The following is a 15,406-nucleotide window of genomic DNA, read 5'->3' as shown; positions in this document are numbered from 1 at the left end:
CGTTTGAGGCACTCTTACCGCGAAGCTTCGGGCAGCGCACCGCCCAGATAGGTCTCGGCGACCTCGCAGAACGGTTGGCCGGAGCCCGTGGAGAGCACCGCGTCGACCTCGAACAGCGGGTCGTCGGGGCCGGGTGCCGCGGCCTGCGGGAAGGGGCGGACTTCAAGGGTCTGACGGGTCGGCTCCAGCGGGCGCACGACCCGGCCGAAGGGCGTGCGGGTGCCGTCCAGGGTCGCGTTCATCTCGGGCGTCAGGCGCGCCGGGACGTACCAGTTGTCGGCCTCCGACAGAACCCGGTCGCCGCAGGCCAAACGGACCCGGCGGTAGCGCACCGGCTCGTCGGGGCCGATCGCCAGGCGGGCGCGCTGCGCGGCGGTGAGCGGCTTGTCGGCCACGTCCATGCGCCGGGCGACGAGATGCGGGTCGCCGGCGAGCTTGTGGTCGGCGCACCAGCTCTCCAGCGCCAGGGTCGCGCTGTGCGCCGCCAGCACGCGGCTCTGCAGGGACGCGATCAGGGCGGCCTGCGGTTGGGCGGCGGCGGGCCTCATCGGGATCCCCGCCAGCACCGCCGCGAGGCCGAGATGGAGCGCCCAGTCGCGCCGGACCAGGAAGGCCACGCAGCGTCGGACCGCCCGCGGATCAAGCGCGCTGAAGGTGAGCTTTGGCATCGGAACGTCCCGGAACGGCTAATTCGGCACACCGCATCGTCTCGGCCCGAATCCCCCCGGGATGGAGGCGTCCTGTTGTTGTGCGGACGGGCCGGCTCAGCCGAGCCGTCCCCGGCCTCGCGGCAGCCGGTTTATCCAAACCGCGCCGTGGGGTCGAGCCTGCTAGCGCCGCGCCGGGGGCAGGTCGGTGCAGAGGCCGAGCGCGGCCTCGGCGGCGAGTCCGATGGTCTCGCCGAGCGTCGGGTGCGGGTGGATTGTGCGGCCGATATCCGTCGCGTCGGCGCCCATCTCGATGGCGAGCACGATCTCGCCGAGCATGTCGCCCGCGCTCGGGCCGACGATGGCGCCGCCGACGATCCGCTTGGTCTCCGCGTCGAACAGCAACTTGGTCAGGCCGTAATCGGCGCCGTTGGCGATGGCCCGGCCCGAGGCCGCCCAGGGGAAGCGCGCCACCTCGACCGCCCGCCCGGCGGCCTTGGCGGCGGTCTCGGTCAGGCCGGCCCAGGCGATTTCCGGATCGGTATAGGCCACCGAGGGAATCACCGTCGCGTCGAACCCCGCCTTGTGGCCGACAGCCACCTCGGCGGCGACGTGGCCCTGATGCACCGCCTTGTGGGCGAGCATCGGCTGCCCGACGAGATCGCCCACCGCCAGGATGTGGGGCACGCTGGTGCGCATCTGCGCGTCCACCGGCACGAAGCCCCGCTCCACGGCAACGCCCGCCGCGTCGAGGCCCAGAGCGTCGCCGTTCGGCCGCCGGCCGGCCGCCTGGAGCACGAGGTCGTAGATCTGCGGCTCCGCCTCGCCTGCCAGGGTCACGGCGATGCCGTCCGGGGTGGCGGCGGCCGAGACGACCTCGGCGCCGGTGCGGATGCGGTCGAACCGGTGGGCGTTGCGCTTGGTCCAGACCGCCACCAAGTCCCGGTCGACCCCTTCCAGGAGGTTCGGCAGGCGCTCGACCACGTCGACCCGGGCGCCGAGCGCGCTGTAGACCGTCGCCATCTCCAGGCCGATGATGCCGCCGCCGATCACCAGCAGGCGGCGGGGCACGAAGGGCAGCTCCAGCGCCCCCGTGGAATTCACGATCCGCGGGTCGTCGGGCAGCATCGGCAGGCTGACCGGCGATGAGCCCGCCGCCACGATGGCGCTCTTGAACCCGATCGCGCGGCTGCCGCCCGTCTGCAGCGCCACCGAGACCGCGTTCGGCCCGGTGAAGCGCGCGGTACCGCGCACGGTCTCGACCTTGCGCTGGCGCGCCATGTGGCTGAGCCCGTCGGTCAGGCGCCGCACGGTGCCGGCCTTGAACGCCCGCAGCTTGTCGAGATCGACGGTCGGTGCGCCGAAGCTGATCCCGTGGGCGGACAGCCGCCCGGCTTCTTCGGTGACGGCGGCGACGTGGAGCAGTGCCTTCGACGGGATGCAGCCGACATTCAGGCAGACGCCGCCGAGCCTGGCCTCGCGCTCCACCAGGATCACGCGCTGCCCGAGATCGGCGGCCCGGAACGCCGCTGCGTAGCCGCCGGGCCCGCCGCCGATCACCAGCACGTCGCAGGAGTCTTCTGCCGGCGCGTCGGTGGGCGCCGCCACGGGCGCGACCGTTTCCGCTTCGACGGCCACCCGGGCGATCAGCGTTCCGGCCGAGACGGTGTCGCCGAGGCCGACCAGCATCTCGACCAAGCGGCCGGCGACCGGGGCGGGGATGTCGAGGGTCGCCTTGTCGGACTCGACGATGAGCAGGGTCTGGTCGCGGGCGATTGTCTCCCCCGGCGCCACCGGGATCTCGATCACCGGCACGCCGGAAAAGTCGCCGATATCGGGGACGCGGATCTCGCGGGTCTCGGGCATGGCAGCGGCGATCACAGTCTAGGGGGATGGGCGGAAGGCATCGGGGCTGCCAGGGTTTTCCCCTCCCCCTTGCGGGGAGGGGTCAGGGGTGGGGGTGGTGCAGGAGGCACCGTTGCGCCTCTTCCGGCACCACCCCCACCTCCAACTCCTCCCCGCAAGGGGGAGGAGAGAGCGGCGCACCCATCATCGCCGTCACAGCAGCGCCCGGCGCAAATCCGACAGCACCGACGCGATGTGGCCGAGGAAGCGGGCGGCGGCGACGCCGTCCACCACCCGGTGGTCCCAGGACAGGCTGAGCGGCAGGATCAGCCGCGGCTGGAAGGCGTTTCCGTCCCAGACCGCCTCCGTGCGCGAGCGCGCCGCGCCCAGGATCGCGACCTCGGGGGCGTTGATGATCGGGGTGAAGCCGTCGCCGCCGATGCCGCCCAGCGACGACACCGAGAAGCACCCGCCCTGCATGTCCGCGCCCGAGAGGCTGCCGGCCCGGGCCTTGTCGGCGAGCGCCGCCATCTCGGTGGCGATCGCGATCAGGCCCTTGCGGTCGCAGTCGCGTACCACCGGCACCATCAGGCCCTTCGGGGTGTCCACCGCGAAGCCGACATGGACGTAGTCCTTGAGGACGAGGTCGGAGCCCTCCAGGGAGGTGTTGAAGCGCGGATAGGCCCGCAGGGCGAGGGCGGCGGCCTTGATCAGGAAGGCCACCATGGTGACCCGCGCCGGCGGCGTACGCGTTTCCTTATTGAGCCCGACCCGGAACGCCTCGATCTCCGTGACGTCGGCCCGGTCGAAATTGGTCACGTGCGGGATGGTCAGCCAGTTGCGGCTGAGATTGGCTCCGGAGATCGTCTGGATCCGCGACAGGGGCTCCCGCCGCACCGGGCCGAATTTTTCGAAATCCACCTGCGGCCAGGGCGGCAGGCCGGCGCCGATGCCCGAGGGCGCGGCCGGCGCGTGGGCCGGGGCCTGGAGCGCCGCTTTGACGAAGGCGTGCAAATCCTCCCGCAGGATCCGCCCCTTGGGGCCGGTGGCGGGCACCCGGTCGAGGGTGATCCCGAGCTCGCGGGCGAGCTGGCGCACGGACGGGCTGGCGTGGACGTCGCGCTGCGTGATGGGCCGCTGATCGTCGTTGGACGGCTGGGCCGGGGCGCGACGGTCCCCCTCTCCCGTGCGGGAGAGGGCTGGGGTGAGGGATGCGCCGTGTCCGGAGAGGGCTGGTCCCTCACCCTGTCCCTCTCCCGCACGGGAGAGGGGACCCGCGCCCTGTCCGACACCGGCAGCCGGCTCCGGTTGCGGCGCTTCCAGCGCCGGTGCCGCCTCGCCGCCCTCGGCCGGCTCGACCACAAGAATCGGCGTGCCCTCCGAGACCTTCGAGCCCACCGCGACCAGCAATTCCCGCACGGTGCCGGCCACCGGGGAGGGGACCTCCATGGTCGCCTTGTCGGATTCGATGCTGAGGATCAGGTCGTCCACGGCGAGACGGTCGCCCGGCTTCACCAGGAGTTCGATCACCGGCACGTCCCGGTAATCGCCGATATCCGGAAGGGCGATCTGCAGCGCGGCGCTCATCGGGCGGGTTTCCGTGGCTTGTCTGGGGCGGACTGTTTTTGGGGGGCGGAGGTCCGGAGTCGGGCCTTCCGAGGCGTCGTGACTTCCGGTGGATCCCCCACCCACCCCCTCATCCTGAGGTGCTGCGCAGCAGCCTCGAAGGAGGCCTCCAGGGATCGCGCGGCCGGCTGGAGGGCTCCTTCGAGGGCTCCGCTTCGCTCCGCCACCTCAGGATGAGGGCGCGGGTTGGAGTTGCTCGGGTCGGGGGGGCAGCCCCTCAGATCGTCCAGGGCGCCGGCGTGTCCGCGTCGATGCCATAGCGCCGGATCGCCTCGGCGACCGTGGCGCGGGGCACCGTGCCGGCTTCGGCGAGCGCGTGCAGGGCGGCCACCACCACGTGCTGCCGATCCACCTCGAAGAAGCGGCGGAGCGCGTTGCGGGTGTCGCTGCGGCCGAACCCGTCGGTGCCCAGCGTCACGAACCGGGCCCCAACATAGGAGGCGATCAGCTGCGGGTAGGCCCGGACGTAGTCGGTCGCCGCCACGATCGGCGTCGCGCCCGGCAGCAGGGCGGCCACGTGGCTCACCGGCGCCTCGGCCTCCGGGTGCAGCATCGCTTGGCGCTCGGTCTCGCGCGCATCCCGCGCCAACTCGCTGAAGCTGGTGACGCTGAACAGCTCGGCCGCGATCCCCCAATCCTGCGCCAGCAGGCCGGCGGCCGCGATCACCTCGGGCAGGATCGCCCCGGAGCCCAGCAGCCGCACCGCGGCAGGCCCCGAATCCGGCCCCGACAGGCGGTACATCCCCTTCAGGATGCCGGCCTCAGCCCCCTCCGGCATGGAGGGCTGGGCGTAGTTCTCGTTCATGGCGGTGAGGTAGTAGAAGGCGTCCTCGCCCTCTTCCATCATCGCCCGGGCGCCGCGATCGACGATCACCGCCACCTCGTAGGCGAAGGCCGGATCGTAGGCCCGGCAGTTCGGGATCCCGGCGGCCGCGAGGTGGCTCGAGCCGTCTTGGTGCTGCAGGCCCTCGCCGCCCAGCGTGGTGCGGCCCGCCGTGGCACCGATTAGAAAACCGCGCGCGCGCTGGTCGGCCGCCGCCCAGATCAGGTCGCCGACCCGCTGGAAGCCGAACATCGAGTAGTAGATGTAGAACGGCAGCATCGACAGGCCGTGGACGCTGTAGGCGGTGGCCGCCGCGGTCCAGGACGAGATCGCCCCGGCCTCGGTGATGCCTTCCTCCAGGAGCTGACCGTCGCGCGCCTCGCGGTAGTAGAGCATCGAGCCGGCATCCTCCGGCTCGTAGAGCTGCCCCTCGGGGGCGTAGATCCCGACCTGCCGGAACAGGTTGGCCATGCCGAAGGTGCGCGCTTCGTCGGCGACGATCGGGACGACGCGCGGCCCGAGATCCTTGTGCTTCAGCAGGTTGCCGAAGAGCCGGACCACCGCGGTGGTGGTCGACATCTCCTTGCCGGCCGCCTCCAGGGCGAAACCCGCATAGGTCGAGAGCGGCGGCACCGTCACGGTCGGCGCGGTGCGGCGGCGGGCCGGCAGGACGCCCCCCAGCATCTCGCGGCGCTCGCGCAGGTAGCGCATCTCCGCGCCGTCCTCGGCCGGTTTGTAGAAGGCCAGGCCCTCCACCTGCGCGTCGGAGAGCGGCAGGGCGAAGCGGTCCCGGAAGGCGCGCAACGCATCCACGTCGAGCTTCTTGGCCTGGTGGGCGGTCATGCGCGATTCGCCCGCGCCGCCCATGCCGTAGCCCTTCTTGGTCTTGGCCAGGATCACCGTCGGCCGCCCCTTGGTGGCCTTGGCGGCGGCGAAGGCCGCGTAGAGCTTGCGGAAATCGTGGCCGCCGCGCTTCAGCTTGTCCACGTCGGCATCCGACATGTGGGCGACGAGTTCGCGGACCTCCTCGTCCTCCCCGAAGAAATGCGCGAGGTTGTAGGCGCCGTCCTTGGCGCCGAGCGTCTGGTACTTGCCGTCCACGGTGTCGGCGAAGCGGCGCAGCAGGGCGTGGTTGGTGTCACGAGCAAAAATCCCGTCCCACTCGGAGCCCCACAGCACCTTGATGACGTTCCAGCCCGCCCCGCGGAACAGGCTCTCCAGCTCCTGGATGATCTGGCCGTTGCCGCGCACCGGGCCGTCCAGCCGCTGCAGGTTGCAGTTGATCACGAAGGTGAGGTTGTCGAGCTTCTCCCGCGCAGCCAGCGCGAGGCCGCCGATCGATTCCGGCTCGTCCATCTCGCCGTCGCCGAACACGCCCCAGACGTGCCGGGCGGAGGTGTCGGCCAGGCCGCGATGGCCGAGATAGCGCATGAACCGCGCCTGGTAGACCGCGTGGATCGGGCCGATGCCCATCGAGCCGGTGGGGACCTGCCAGAAATCCGGCATCAGCCAGGGATGCGGATAGGAGCATAGGCCGTCGCCGGCGATCTCCTGGCGGTAATGCTTCAGCTGCTCCTCGGAGAGCCGCCCCTCCAGGAAGGCGCGGGCGTAGACGCCCGGCGCCGAGTGCGGCTGGAAGTAGACGAGGTCGCCATCCGGGCCGCCCTTGAAGAAGTGGTTGAACCCGACCTCGAACAGCTCCGCCGCCGAGGCGTAGCTCGCCACGTGCCCGCCGAGCTCGCCGTAGGCCATGTTGGCGCGCACCACCATGGCGAGCGCGTTCCAGCGCATGATCGAGGTCAGGCGCTCCTCGATGTCGAGATCGCCCGGGTAGCGCGGCTGCTTCTCCAGGGGAACCGTGTTCCGATACGGCGAGTAGGGCAGGGCCTCGTCGAGGATGCCGATCTCCTTCGAGCGCCGCTCCAGCCGGTCGAGGATGAACCGCGCCCGGGCCGCGCCCTCCGTGCGGAACAGCGATTCGAGGGCGGCCAGCCAATCCTGCGTCTCGGCCGGATCGTGATCGACCTCGGCGGACCGCGCGATCGTCGTCCTCGGCGGTATGGCGTTCATCGGCGCGGCTCCCAGCTTTTGATCGGAGCATACGGATTGCCGCGCGGGGCGACATGCCGAATTTTTGTTATCGAGGGCGGATGATTGGCATGTTTTGCCGGATATGCGGTTGAGGATGGTCGATCGTACCGCCGTTGGTGCCGAGGCATCGACCGGCCTCCGATGCGACGTCCGGTTAAATCCTCCCTTGCCGTCATTGCGAGCGCAGCGAAGCAACCCAGGGAACCGCTACGGCCTGCGAACGCTCGCCGCACTGGGTTGCTTCGCTGCGCTCGCAATGACGGTGGGTGCATGCCGAAACGGGCGCCCACATCGATGGCCGCCGCCAAAACTTTCCTGCCGTCCCGCGATCGGCGGCATGCTATGCCCACGGCAAACCGGAGAACAAAAAAATGGTCTCCCGACCGGCTCATCTCGACGCCGCCAGCCTGCGCATCCTCGAACGCCTGCAACAGGACAGCGAGATCAGCATCGCCGACCTCGCCGAGCAGGTCGGGCTCTCGACCTCCCCGTGCTGGCGCCGGGTCAACGACCTGAAGGAGGCCGGGATCATCCGGGGCTGCGTCGCGGTGGTGGATCCGATGAGCCTCGGGCTCGCCGTGAACGTCTTCGTCCACGTCTCCCTGGAGAAGCAGACCCAGGCCGCCCTCCAGGCCTTCGACGAGGCGGTTCGCAGCCGCCCCGAGGTGATGGAATGCTACCTGATGAGCGGCGAGGCCGACTACATGCTGCGGGTGGTGGTGGAGGATCTCGGCCAGTACCAGCGTCTGGTGCTCGACCACCTCACCCGCATTCCGGGGGTGGCCAACATCCGCTCGAGCTTCGCGCTCGGCCAAGTGAAGTACACGACCGCCCTGCCGCTCGGGCACCTGACCCGGTGAGCCGGTCGGTCGCTGGATCAGGAGTTTCAGAGTTTCCCAGCGGCGCCGGCCGGGACCGGCCGCGTCACGCTGAAGGAAGAATGGTGGAGCCTAACGGGATCGAACCGATGACCTCTTCCATGCCATGGAAGCGCTCTCCCAGCTGAGCTAAGGCCCCACTTGTCCGCCGCGGTTTGGGTCCCGCGGGGTCTCGCCGACCGGCTGGCGTCCGGCGAGGCCGGTTCTATAGGCGGCTCTCGCGGCGGACTCAACCCCTTTTTTGCGGGTTCTTCGCGGAAATGCCCACCCCTCTCGGACTCGTCGCGGGCTCTTCGCGGGGTGGGCGCAAACGGGGCTCAGCTTTCTTCGTCGGATTCGATATCGCCGTCGATCAGGTCGGAGACGTCGTCGCCGGAATCCTCCTCCTCGAGGAAGGTTTCATCCGCGGCCGAATCCCCGTCCTCGGCGGTGTCGTCCTCGGGCGTCGGATCCGCCTCGTCCTCCGGGGCCTCGACCTCGTCCAGCGAGACGAGGTCCGGAGCCTTCTCGTCCGTGTCATCCTCGTCCTCGGCCTCGGCAGGCCCCCGCGCCAGGGCCGGCGCCGCGACGCGGCTCGTCGCCGCCTGGTAGACCGCACCGCATTTCGGGCAGGCGGCGGGATCGCGGGCGAGGTCGTAGAACTTCGCACCGCAACTCATGCATTGGCGCTTCAGGCCAAGTTCGGGTCGGGCCACGGGCGGGCACCTCGTCGTCTCTGCTGTTGTCGGAAGACGGGCGCGTTAGTCGGGGCCTCGACCCCTGTCAATCGAGGCGCAGACCCCCGTTTCACGAGGGCGGCCGACCGGGTGCGATGGATGACGCGGGCCGGTACGCGTGTTAACCGCGCCGCCAGTTCACGGTCCGATTGCAGCGCCGCGGCGCCCCCGCGCGACGCGCCGGATCCCGGCCCACCCCAATTTCCCGAACGGACGCCCCGTGTCGCACGATTCGCCTCCCCAGCCTCTCACCGCCGCACCGGGCACGCCGCTCACCGGGCGCCTGCGTCCGCCGGGCGACAAGTCGATCTCCCACCGGGCCATGATCCTGGGGCTGCTGAGCCTGGGCGAGACCCGGGTCGAAGGCCTGCTCGAGGGCGACGACGTGCTGCGCACCGCCGCCGCCGCGAAGGCACTCGGCGCCGGAATCGAGCGCCTCGGCGAGGGGCGCTGGGTGGTGCGCGGCGTCGGCATCGGCGGCCTCACCGACCCGACCGAGGTTCTGGATTTCGGCAATGCCGGCACCGGCTCGCGGCTGATGATGGGCGTCGTCGGCGGCCAGCCCGTCACCGCGACCTTCGACGGTGACGCCTCCCTGCGCTCGCGCCCCATGCGCCGGATCCTCGACCCGCTCACCCGCATGGGCGCGCAGGTCCTGTCCGAAGCCGAGGGCGGGCGCGTGCCGCTGACCCTGCGCGGCCTGAACGAGGCGATTCCGATCACCTACGAGACGCCCGCCGCCTCGGCGCAGATCAAGTCCGCGGTGCTGCTCGCCGGCCTCAACGCCCCCGGCACCACCACGGTGATCGAGGCGGCCGCCACCCGCGACCACACCGAGCGGATGCTGCGCCTGTTCGGCGCGGAGGTTCGCGTCGAGCCGCACGGGCCGGGCGGCCACGGCCGCAAGGTGTCGCTTACCGGACAGCCGACCCTACGTGGCACCGACGTGGTCGTGCCGGCCGATCCGTCCTCGGCGGCGTTCCCCCTGGTGGCGGCGCTGATCGTGCCCGGCTCCGACGTGGTGATTGAGGGGGTGATGATGAACCCGCTGCGGACCGGGCTGATCACCACCCTGCTGGAGATGGGCGCGCAGATCGAGCGCGTGGCCGAGCGGGAGGAGGGCGGCGAGACCGTCGCCGACCTGCGCGTGCGCGCGAGCCGCCTCACAGGCGTCGACGTCCCGGCCGAGCGGGCGCCCGCGATGATCGACGAGTACCCGGTGCTGGCGGTGGCGGCGAGCTTCGCCGAAGGCCGCACCCGGATGAACGGCCTGCACGAATTGCGGGTGAAGGAATCGGACCGCCTCGCGGCCGTGGCGGCGGGGCTCGCCGCCAACGGCGTTCGCCACAGCGTGGAGGGCGACGACCTCGTGGTCGAGGGCGACGGCACGGCCGCGCCCGGCGGCGGCACGGTGGCGACCCATCTCGATCACCGGATCGCCATGGCGTTCCTGGTGATGGGGCTCGCCACGAAGGCCCCCGTCACGGTGGACGATGGCGCGATGATTGCCACGAGCTTCCCGAGCTTCCTGCCATCCATGCAGGCCCTCGGCGGCCGGATCGGGACCTAGCATCATGCCGCTCGTCATCGCGATCGACGGCCCGGCCGCTTCGGGCAAGGGGACCCTGGCCAAGCGGCTCGCCGTCCATTACGGCCTGCCGCATCTCGACACGGGGCTCCTCTACCGCGCGGTGGCGCTGGCGCTGATCGATGCCGGCCTGTCCCTCGACGATCCCGAGGCCGCGTCCCGGGCCGCGCACGCCCTCGACGCCGGCAGGCTGGACGATCCGCGCCTGCGCGCGCGCGCCATGGGCGAGGCCGCCTCGCGGATTTCGGCGGTGCCGGAGGTCCGCGCCGCCCTGCTGGCCTGGCAGCGGCGCTTCGCGGCCGATCCCAAGGGCGCCGTCCTGGACGGACGCGATATCGGCACGGTGGTCTGCCCGGACGCCAGCGTGAAGCTCTACATCACCGCCTCGTCCGAGGAGCGCGCCCGCCGCCGCCACCTGGAGCTCGCCGGCCGCGGCGAGGCCGCGACCTTCGCGGCGATCCTGGCCGACATCGAGGCCCGCGACGCCCGCGACGCCTCCCGGGCCGCCGCACCGTTGCGCATGGCCGACGACGCGGTCCGGCTCGACACCACGACCCTCGACCCGGACGCCGCCTTCGCCGAGGCAAAGGGCGTGGTCGAGCGCGCCCGCGGCGACGGGGCATAGCGCCACCCACAACCCCGTGTTGACCCCCCGGCCCCGCTCACCTATTGCGAACGCGCCGTCCCCGCGCGGCCGCCGCAGGGCGGTCCCGGACGCGAGCGCGTAGCTCAGCTGGTAGAGCAACGGACTTTTAATCTGTAGGTCCTGGGTTCGAGTCCCAGCGCGCTCACCATTATTTTCAACCACTTGCTAGGATGCCCGGCGTTGAGACTATCTCACCGGGTAACATCCTGGGTAACAGATCGCCGCAGTGTGAATATCGCCGGGTGGTTATTCGAAGCGCTGGTCCAAACACCGCGAATCAAACAAGGTGGCCGCCAGCCGTTTTACGCACGTCGGGAGCTTCGATTATGAGTAAAGTCGTCGAGCCATTTAACATCCAGATGAATGCCATCGACGATAAAGGATATAAATCGATTAAAAATATAACCTGGAACAATATTCCCGGTTTTGCGATACTGACCGGTAAGAACGGGTCTGGAAAAACCCAATTACTTGAAATTTTGTCGTATTATTTCAGCAAAAGCTTTCTGCCCGGAGTCGGATTGCCAGTTCGGGTGCAGACATCCGGCGGGTCATACAGTGCTGGTGATGTAGCTTACATTCCAAGCGTAGGAAGATTTAGCGATGGGCCGGCAATTTCGCTAACTTCAATGGCACAGCAGAGGCAAAATCTTGTAAATCTTGCAATGATGAGTGTGAATGGTCAGCAGTTCTATGAGCCTAATCAAGCTGCTGCTAGCAGCAAAGCTTTAGAACTGTTCAAGGGCCGAAACCCTCAAAGCATGACGCCCGAGCAAGTTGACGAGCTACTAAGTGATAATTTTGATTGGATCCTAAACAATTTGGATGCCACTTCTGTTATTGGATTTGTTTTTTATAACTATAGACTTCGTTCGCTTGAAGCTATGGAGCGCGAAACACCTGGGTTGGATCGCGCAGGTAATTCGTTAGGGCCAGCGCCGTGGGATGTCGTCAACGAAGCTCTTAAGACCGCCGGATTTCCATACGAAGTGATTTCACCAAAAGATGTTTCAATAACTCGCGATTATAAGTTTAAATTGAAAGATCGATTTGACGGCAATACGATTGAAGTGACGGATTTGTCGTCAGGCGAAAAGGTGATAATTCAGCTAGTTCTTTGGCTTTACGGCTCTAATAAAGACGGAATCTTTCCGAAGCTTTTATTGCTTGATGAGCCAGACGCTCATCTGCATCCATCCATGATATTGCAGTTTATGGATGTTATAGATGAGGTACTTGTCAAAAAACATGGCATTCGGGTCATAATGAGTTCTCATTCGCCATCTACGGTCGCATTGGCCCCAGATGGTTCTGTCTTTCAACTAGAACGGGGCAATAATGAAATTACAGAAGTATCTTCGAGGTCAGATATTATCTCAATTTTGACTGCCGGCCTCGTCACAGTCTCGAAATCATCTAAGTTTGTTTTTGTCGAAGACGAAGATGATGTAAATTTTTATGAAGCGGTTCGTGATATTTTGTCAAATTATGGTCCTAGTCGCGATCCGATGGCAATAAAACCCACTCCATCCATTGTTTTTATGCCTGCTTCACTTGGATCTGGTAAGAAAAAGGTTTCTGGAGGGGCAACCGTTGTTCCGCAGTGGACAGCTAAATTCGGTCAAGAGCCGTTGAAAGGTATGTTTTTAGGGGTGATCGATAGGGATGTTAATAACGTTGCTTCCGATCAAATTTTTGTAATCGGCCGATATAGCTTTGAAAATTATATGTTGGACCCGCTGAATATCTACAGTCTGCTCTTAGAAAACAATACTGCGCCCTCGATCCCCGGCATCTCTATCACATCTGGAGATGAGCATTTGTTGCGGATGCAGTCGAAAGATGATTTGCAAAAAATTACAGATACTATTGTCAATTTGATCGAAGCTGGGGAAGCTTCCCTACAGTCAACCAAAAAGATCACGGTTAATTATACTTTTGGTCAATCGATAGATGTACCCGATTGGGTCATAAATCGGCAAGGGCATGATCTCTTGCCTATAGCGCAAAGGACCTTCGGGGGGCAAACTTAGTCAACCCACCAAGGTTGCTTAGAGCGCTTCGTAGGGCCCGTCTTATTCCGGTGGAGCTTGCCGGACTGTTTGCTCAGCTTCAGGCCCACTGATTCGACGACCAGACGCCTGTATGCTTCGACGCTAAGAGCTATAGCGGGCGTTTTCCCGAATCCCGGTGTCACCCGCCAGTCAGCAGGGCGGGCGATTTCATCGTCAGCAATTCGCTACAGGCGCGCCAAGGCCAAGCGCCATGTCCCTGGCCTCGTACGCGGCACCCACGAAGCCGAGGCGCCAGAAATGCACCTCGGACTCGTCCGGCAGCTCGTCGGCCGGTCCTTGCCGTAGGGCGCAGAGGCCGGACTCGGCCATGACGTGCACCGCGGCATCTATCTCGTCCACCGATTTACCGAAGACACCGTGCCGGATTGGGTCGGCTGAGAATGGTTCCAGCCGCCCAAGCCTTCACACACAAAACAACACCACGGCGGTCCGCTCCTTCCGCCAGATCAGCTTCACGGCGTAGCGCATGTCGGAATTGGCCAGCACGAGGTCGAAGGCCGTCTCCAGCGTGACCACGTGTGAACCCAGGAATTCCAGCATCGCGCCGCCGTCGGAGAGATTCTGGACCCGGCAGGGGAACCGCGACCCGTCCGGGTGCTGGGCGTAGGCCAGAAGCGCCGTCACTGTTCGGGCGCTGGCGCGTCGCTCAACGAAGCCGATCGGAGGCCGGGCGTTGCGGGGCATGGCCGAATGACCCTGGCGATATCGGCCAAGACGGCGCGATGTCAGTAAAATTGCGCCGAAAACGCTAATGATAGATTGATCAAATCTATATTTGTAGGAAAATAAAGTATGGGCCGACGGTTCTGAGGCTATGACCGGAACGGTCGCGTGCCGGGAGTCGCGTGCCGGGAGCAGCATGGCCCACACGCTCCGTCCCGCCGATGATGAGCCGCGAATCCTACCGACGCTCGTCGTCGCGCAACGGCGGTCCCTTGCCGGCCTTGATGAACCGCCCGACGAACAGCCCGACCGGAATCGACAGCAGAAACCAGTTCCGCAGGAATCGCAGCGACTTCGACACGGGTCGCTCTCCTTTTCTCGCTCGGGGACTCATCAGAGCACGGCAGGCCGTGGGATCCAAACGCGCGGTTCGAGTGCCGGCTCCCATCCAGCCGCGTGGGTCATGGCTTTCCCGGCGCCGACCGGTCAGGCTGGGCGCATAGCCCTGACCGACTTTTGGCCTGCACCGGACATTCGGAGACGATCATGTGCATTCGCCTCGGCCTCACGATCCCGATCGGTCTCGTCCTGGCCGGCATGCCGGCTGCCGTCTGTGCCGAGGCGCCCGGCCAGCCGCCGGCCCTCGCGCCGCCGCTCGCCTGGCCGCCGGGCTTCTCTCGCGATGTCCAGGGCAGCGGCCTGCCCGGCCTCGATGGCGGCCGCGCCTTCCTGTGGAACCGGCCGCCGGGCTTCGACCCGGTCTCGACCCTGCGGGTCGATCGGCACATCCCGGACGGAACGGGCGAGCCCGGTCACACCTACAAGGCGCTCTGGGCGCTCGGCTCCACGGGGCCGCACAATGCCGGCTACGAGTGGACGATCACGGGGGAACTGCACAATCGCAGCCTCGCCAGCACGGGGGCGCAGAACGTCGCCGTCAACGGCACGATCTTCAAGGAGGCCAACGGGATCGGGCCGGTCGGGCCGTCCTGGGCGGGCAATTTCAACTGCGTGGACATGACCGACGAGGCCGATCCGGTCGCCTCCTGCATCGGCGCCGAGATCGACGTCTCGGCGCAATCGCCGACGACGGACCGCAATCGCCAGCGGGTCGGCTTGCAGATCTCCACCGGCGGGGTGCCGGGCGCCCATACCGGTTACGGCATCCTGATGGGCAACCTCACCGGTTCGGTCACCGACCGGGGCGTCTCGTTCCAGGGGGAGGGGACCTACGGCATCGGGATCGACACGGCGGCCGGCCGGTTCACCGGCGTGCCGATCCTGCTGGGATCAGGCCAATCGATCGCGCTCGACGGAAACCGCGAGGGGAGTTTTGGGCGCACCCTCGGCTTCGACGGGCAGGACCTGGTCTACGGGACGGCAAACGGGCCGGTATTCCGGGTGAGCGATGCGGGCCAGCTTCAGGCGGCGTCGGTCCGGGAGGCGCGACCGAATCCGCCGCACAGCAGCCGGGAGGCCTGCACGCCCGGCGACCACGCCTGGGACGCGGCGTTCGAGTATCGCTGCGTCGCCCCGGACCGTTGGAAGCGCGCGGCTCTCAGCGACTGGTGAGCGCGGCTCTCACGCCCTGCGGAACGGCAGGATCGCCACAAAGGCCGCGAGGGCGGCGCCGATCACACGCAGGAGCGCGGAGCCCGGGCTGTCGGGCGAGACGACGATCCACTCGAACAGCATCGCGCCCGACAACAGCAGCAGCACCGAGACGAGGAGCGTCTCGCCCGACAGCGCGGATGGCTTGGCCTTCATGGTCGTTCCCCCGGAGCGCGTTTCTTATTCGCTTGCCCCGG

14 protein-coding genes and 2 tRNA genes are annotated in these 15,406 nt (G+C 67.3%); 6 read left to right on the top strand and 10 right to left on the bottom strand.

The window, feature by feature from the left end; genetic code table 11:
- Positions 1 to 14: 14 nt before the first annotated feature.
- From MKL20_RS24940 to mdeB, 4 genes are all read right to left on the bottom strand, one after another.
- Positions 15 to 548, bottom strand: a complete 534-nt coding sequence (locus tag MKL20_RS24940) for a hypothetical protein (protein WP_244038975.1) — start codon at positions 546 to 548, stop codon at positions 15 to 17.
- Positions 549 to 830: 282 nt separating this feature from the next.
- On the bottom strand, positions 831 to 2,513 hold the full coding sequence (gene lpdA, locus MKL20_RS24935) for a dihydrolipoyl dehydrogenase (protein WP_244038917.1): 1,683 nt from the start codon (positions 2,511 to 2,513) through the stop codon (positions 831 to 833).
- Between the two features lie 192 nt (positions 2,514 to 2,705).
- Entirely contained in the window at positions 2,706 to 4,079 is a 1,374-nt protein-coding gene (locus tag MKL20_RS24930) for a 2-oxo acid dehydrogenase subunit E2 (protein ID WP_244038916.1), read from the bottom strand.
- A 256-nt stretch (positions 4,080 to 4,335) separates the two neighbouring features.
- On the bottom strand, positions 4,336 to 7,011 hold the full coding sequence (mdeB, locus tag MKL20_RS24925; protein WP_244038915.1) for an alpha-ketoglutarate dehydrogenase: 2,676 nt from the start codon (positions 7,009 to 7,011) through the stop codon (positions 4,336 to 4,338).
- Positions 7,012 to 7,403: 392 nt separating this feature from the next.
- On the opposite strand from mdeB, the gene MKL20_RS24920 reads away from it, so the two are divergent.
- Positions 7,404 to 7,892: an Lrp/AsnC family transcriptional regulator gene (locus MKL20_RS24920; RefSeq protein WP_007564896.1), complete on the top strand. Its 489-nt coding sequence runs from the start codon at positions 7,404 to 7,406 to the stop codon at positions 7,890 to 7,892.
- Positions 7,893 to 7,973: 81 nt separating this feature from the next.
- Here MKL20_RS24920 and MKL20_RS24915 read toward each other — a convergent pair.
- Both MKL20_RS24915 and MKL20_RS24910 read right to left on the bottom strand, forming a co-directional pair.
- Positions 7,974 to 8,049 (bottom strand) — tRNA-Ala (locus MKL20_RS24915).
- A 178-nt stretch (positions 8,050 to 8,227) separates the two neighbouring features.
- Positions 8,228 to 8,605, bottom strand: a complete 378-nt coding sequence (locus MKL20_RS24910) for a TIGR02300 family protein (protein ID WP_313902753.1) — start codon at positions 8,603 to 8,605, stop codon at positions 8,228 to 8,230.
- Positions 8,606 to 8,846: 241 nt separating this feature from the next.
- Here MKL20_RS24910 and aroA point away from each other — a divergent pair, with 241 nt between their 5' ends.
- The 4 genes from aroA to MKL20_RS24890 all read left to right on the top strand — a co-directional run bounded on the left by aroA (position 8,847) and on the right by MKL20_RS24890 (position 12,893).
- Entirely contained in the window at positions 8,847 to 10,196 is a 1,350-nt protein-coding gene (gene aroA, locus MKL20_RS24905; RefSeq protein WP_244038913.1) for a 3-phosphoshikimate 1-carboxyvinyltransferase, read from the top strand.
- Positions 10,197 to 10,200: 4 nt separating this feature from the next.
- On the top strand, positions 10,201 to 10,839 hold the full coding sequence (gene cmk / locus MKL20_RS24900) for a (d)CMP kinase (RefSeq protein WP_244038912.1): 639 nt from the start codon (positions 10,201 to 10,203) through the stop codon (positions 10,837 to 10,839).
- Between the two features lie 93 nt (positions 10,840 to 10,932).
- Positions 10,933 to 11,008, top strand: a tRNA-Lys gene (locus MKL20_RS24895).
- Between the two features lie 178 nt (positions 11,009 to 11,186).
- Positions 11,187 to 12,893: an AAA family ATPase gene (locus tag MKL20_RS24890; protein WP_244038911.1), complete on the top strand. Its 1,707-nt coding sequence runs from the start codon at positions 11,187 to 11,189 to the stop codon at positions 12,891 to 12,893.
- Positions 12,894 to 13,088: 195 nt separating this feature from the next.
- On the opposite strand, the gene MKL20_RS24885 is transcribed toward MKL20_RS24890, so the two are convergent.
- The 3 genes from MKL20_RS24885 to MKL20_RS33085 form a co-directional block, all read right to left on the bottom strand.
- Complete coding sequence (locus tag MKL20_RS24885; protein WP_244038910.1) at positions 13,089 to 13,274, bottom strand: hypothetical protein; 186 nt, start codon at positions 13,272 to 13,274, stop codon at positions 13,089 to 13,091.
- 63 nt (positions 13,275 to 13,337) lie between these two features.
- The gene (locus MKL20_RS24880; protein WP_244038909.1) at positions 13,338 to 13,619 is read right to left on the bottom strand and encodes a PilZ domain-containing protein; all 282 of its coding nucleotides are present in this window, start codon (positions 13,617 to 13,619) and stop codon (positions 13,338 to 13,340) included.
- A gap of 217 nt (positions 13,620 to 13,836) precedes the next feature.
- The gene (locus MKL20_RS33085; RefSeq protein WP_279594957.1) at positions 13,837 to 13,959 is read right to left on the bottom strand and encodes a hypothetical protein; all 123 of its coding nucleotides are present in this window, start codon (positions 13,957 to 13,959) and stop codon (positions 13,837 to 13,839) included.
- A 185-nt stretch (positions 13,960 to 14,144) separates the two neighbouring features.
- Here MKL20_RS33085 and MKL20_RS24875 point away from each other — a divergent pair, with 185 nt between their 5' ends.
- On the top strand, positions 14,145 to 15,170 hold the full coding sequence (locus MKL20_RS24875) for a hypothetical protein (protein WP_244038908.1): 1,026 nt from the start codon (positions 14,145 to 14,147) through the stop codon (positions 15,168 to 15,170).
- A 9-nt stretch (positions 15,171 to 15,179) separates the two neighbouring features.
- Here MKL20_RS24875 and MKL20_RS24870 read toward each other — a convergent pair whose 3' ends face one another.
- Positions 15,180 to 15,365: a hypothetical protein gene (locus tag MKL20_RS24870; protein ID WP_243965177.1), complete on the bottom strand. Its 186-nt coding sequence runs from the start codon at positions 15,363 to 15,365 to the stop codon at positions 15,180 to 15,182.
- Between the last annotated feature and the right edge of the window lie 41 nt (positions 15,366 to 15,406).

Origin of the sequence: Methylobacterium sp. E-066 (assembly GCF_022829635.1) — a bacterium.
In the GTDB taxonomy this organism is placed as follows: domain Bacteria; phylum Pseudomonadota; class Alphaproteobacteria; order Rhizobiales; family Beijerinckiaceae; genus Methylobacterium.
This window is presented reverse-complemented; position numbering and strand designations above follow the sequence as displayed.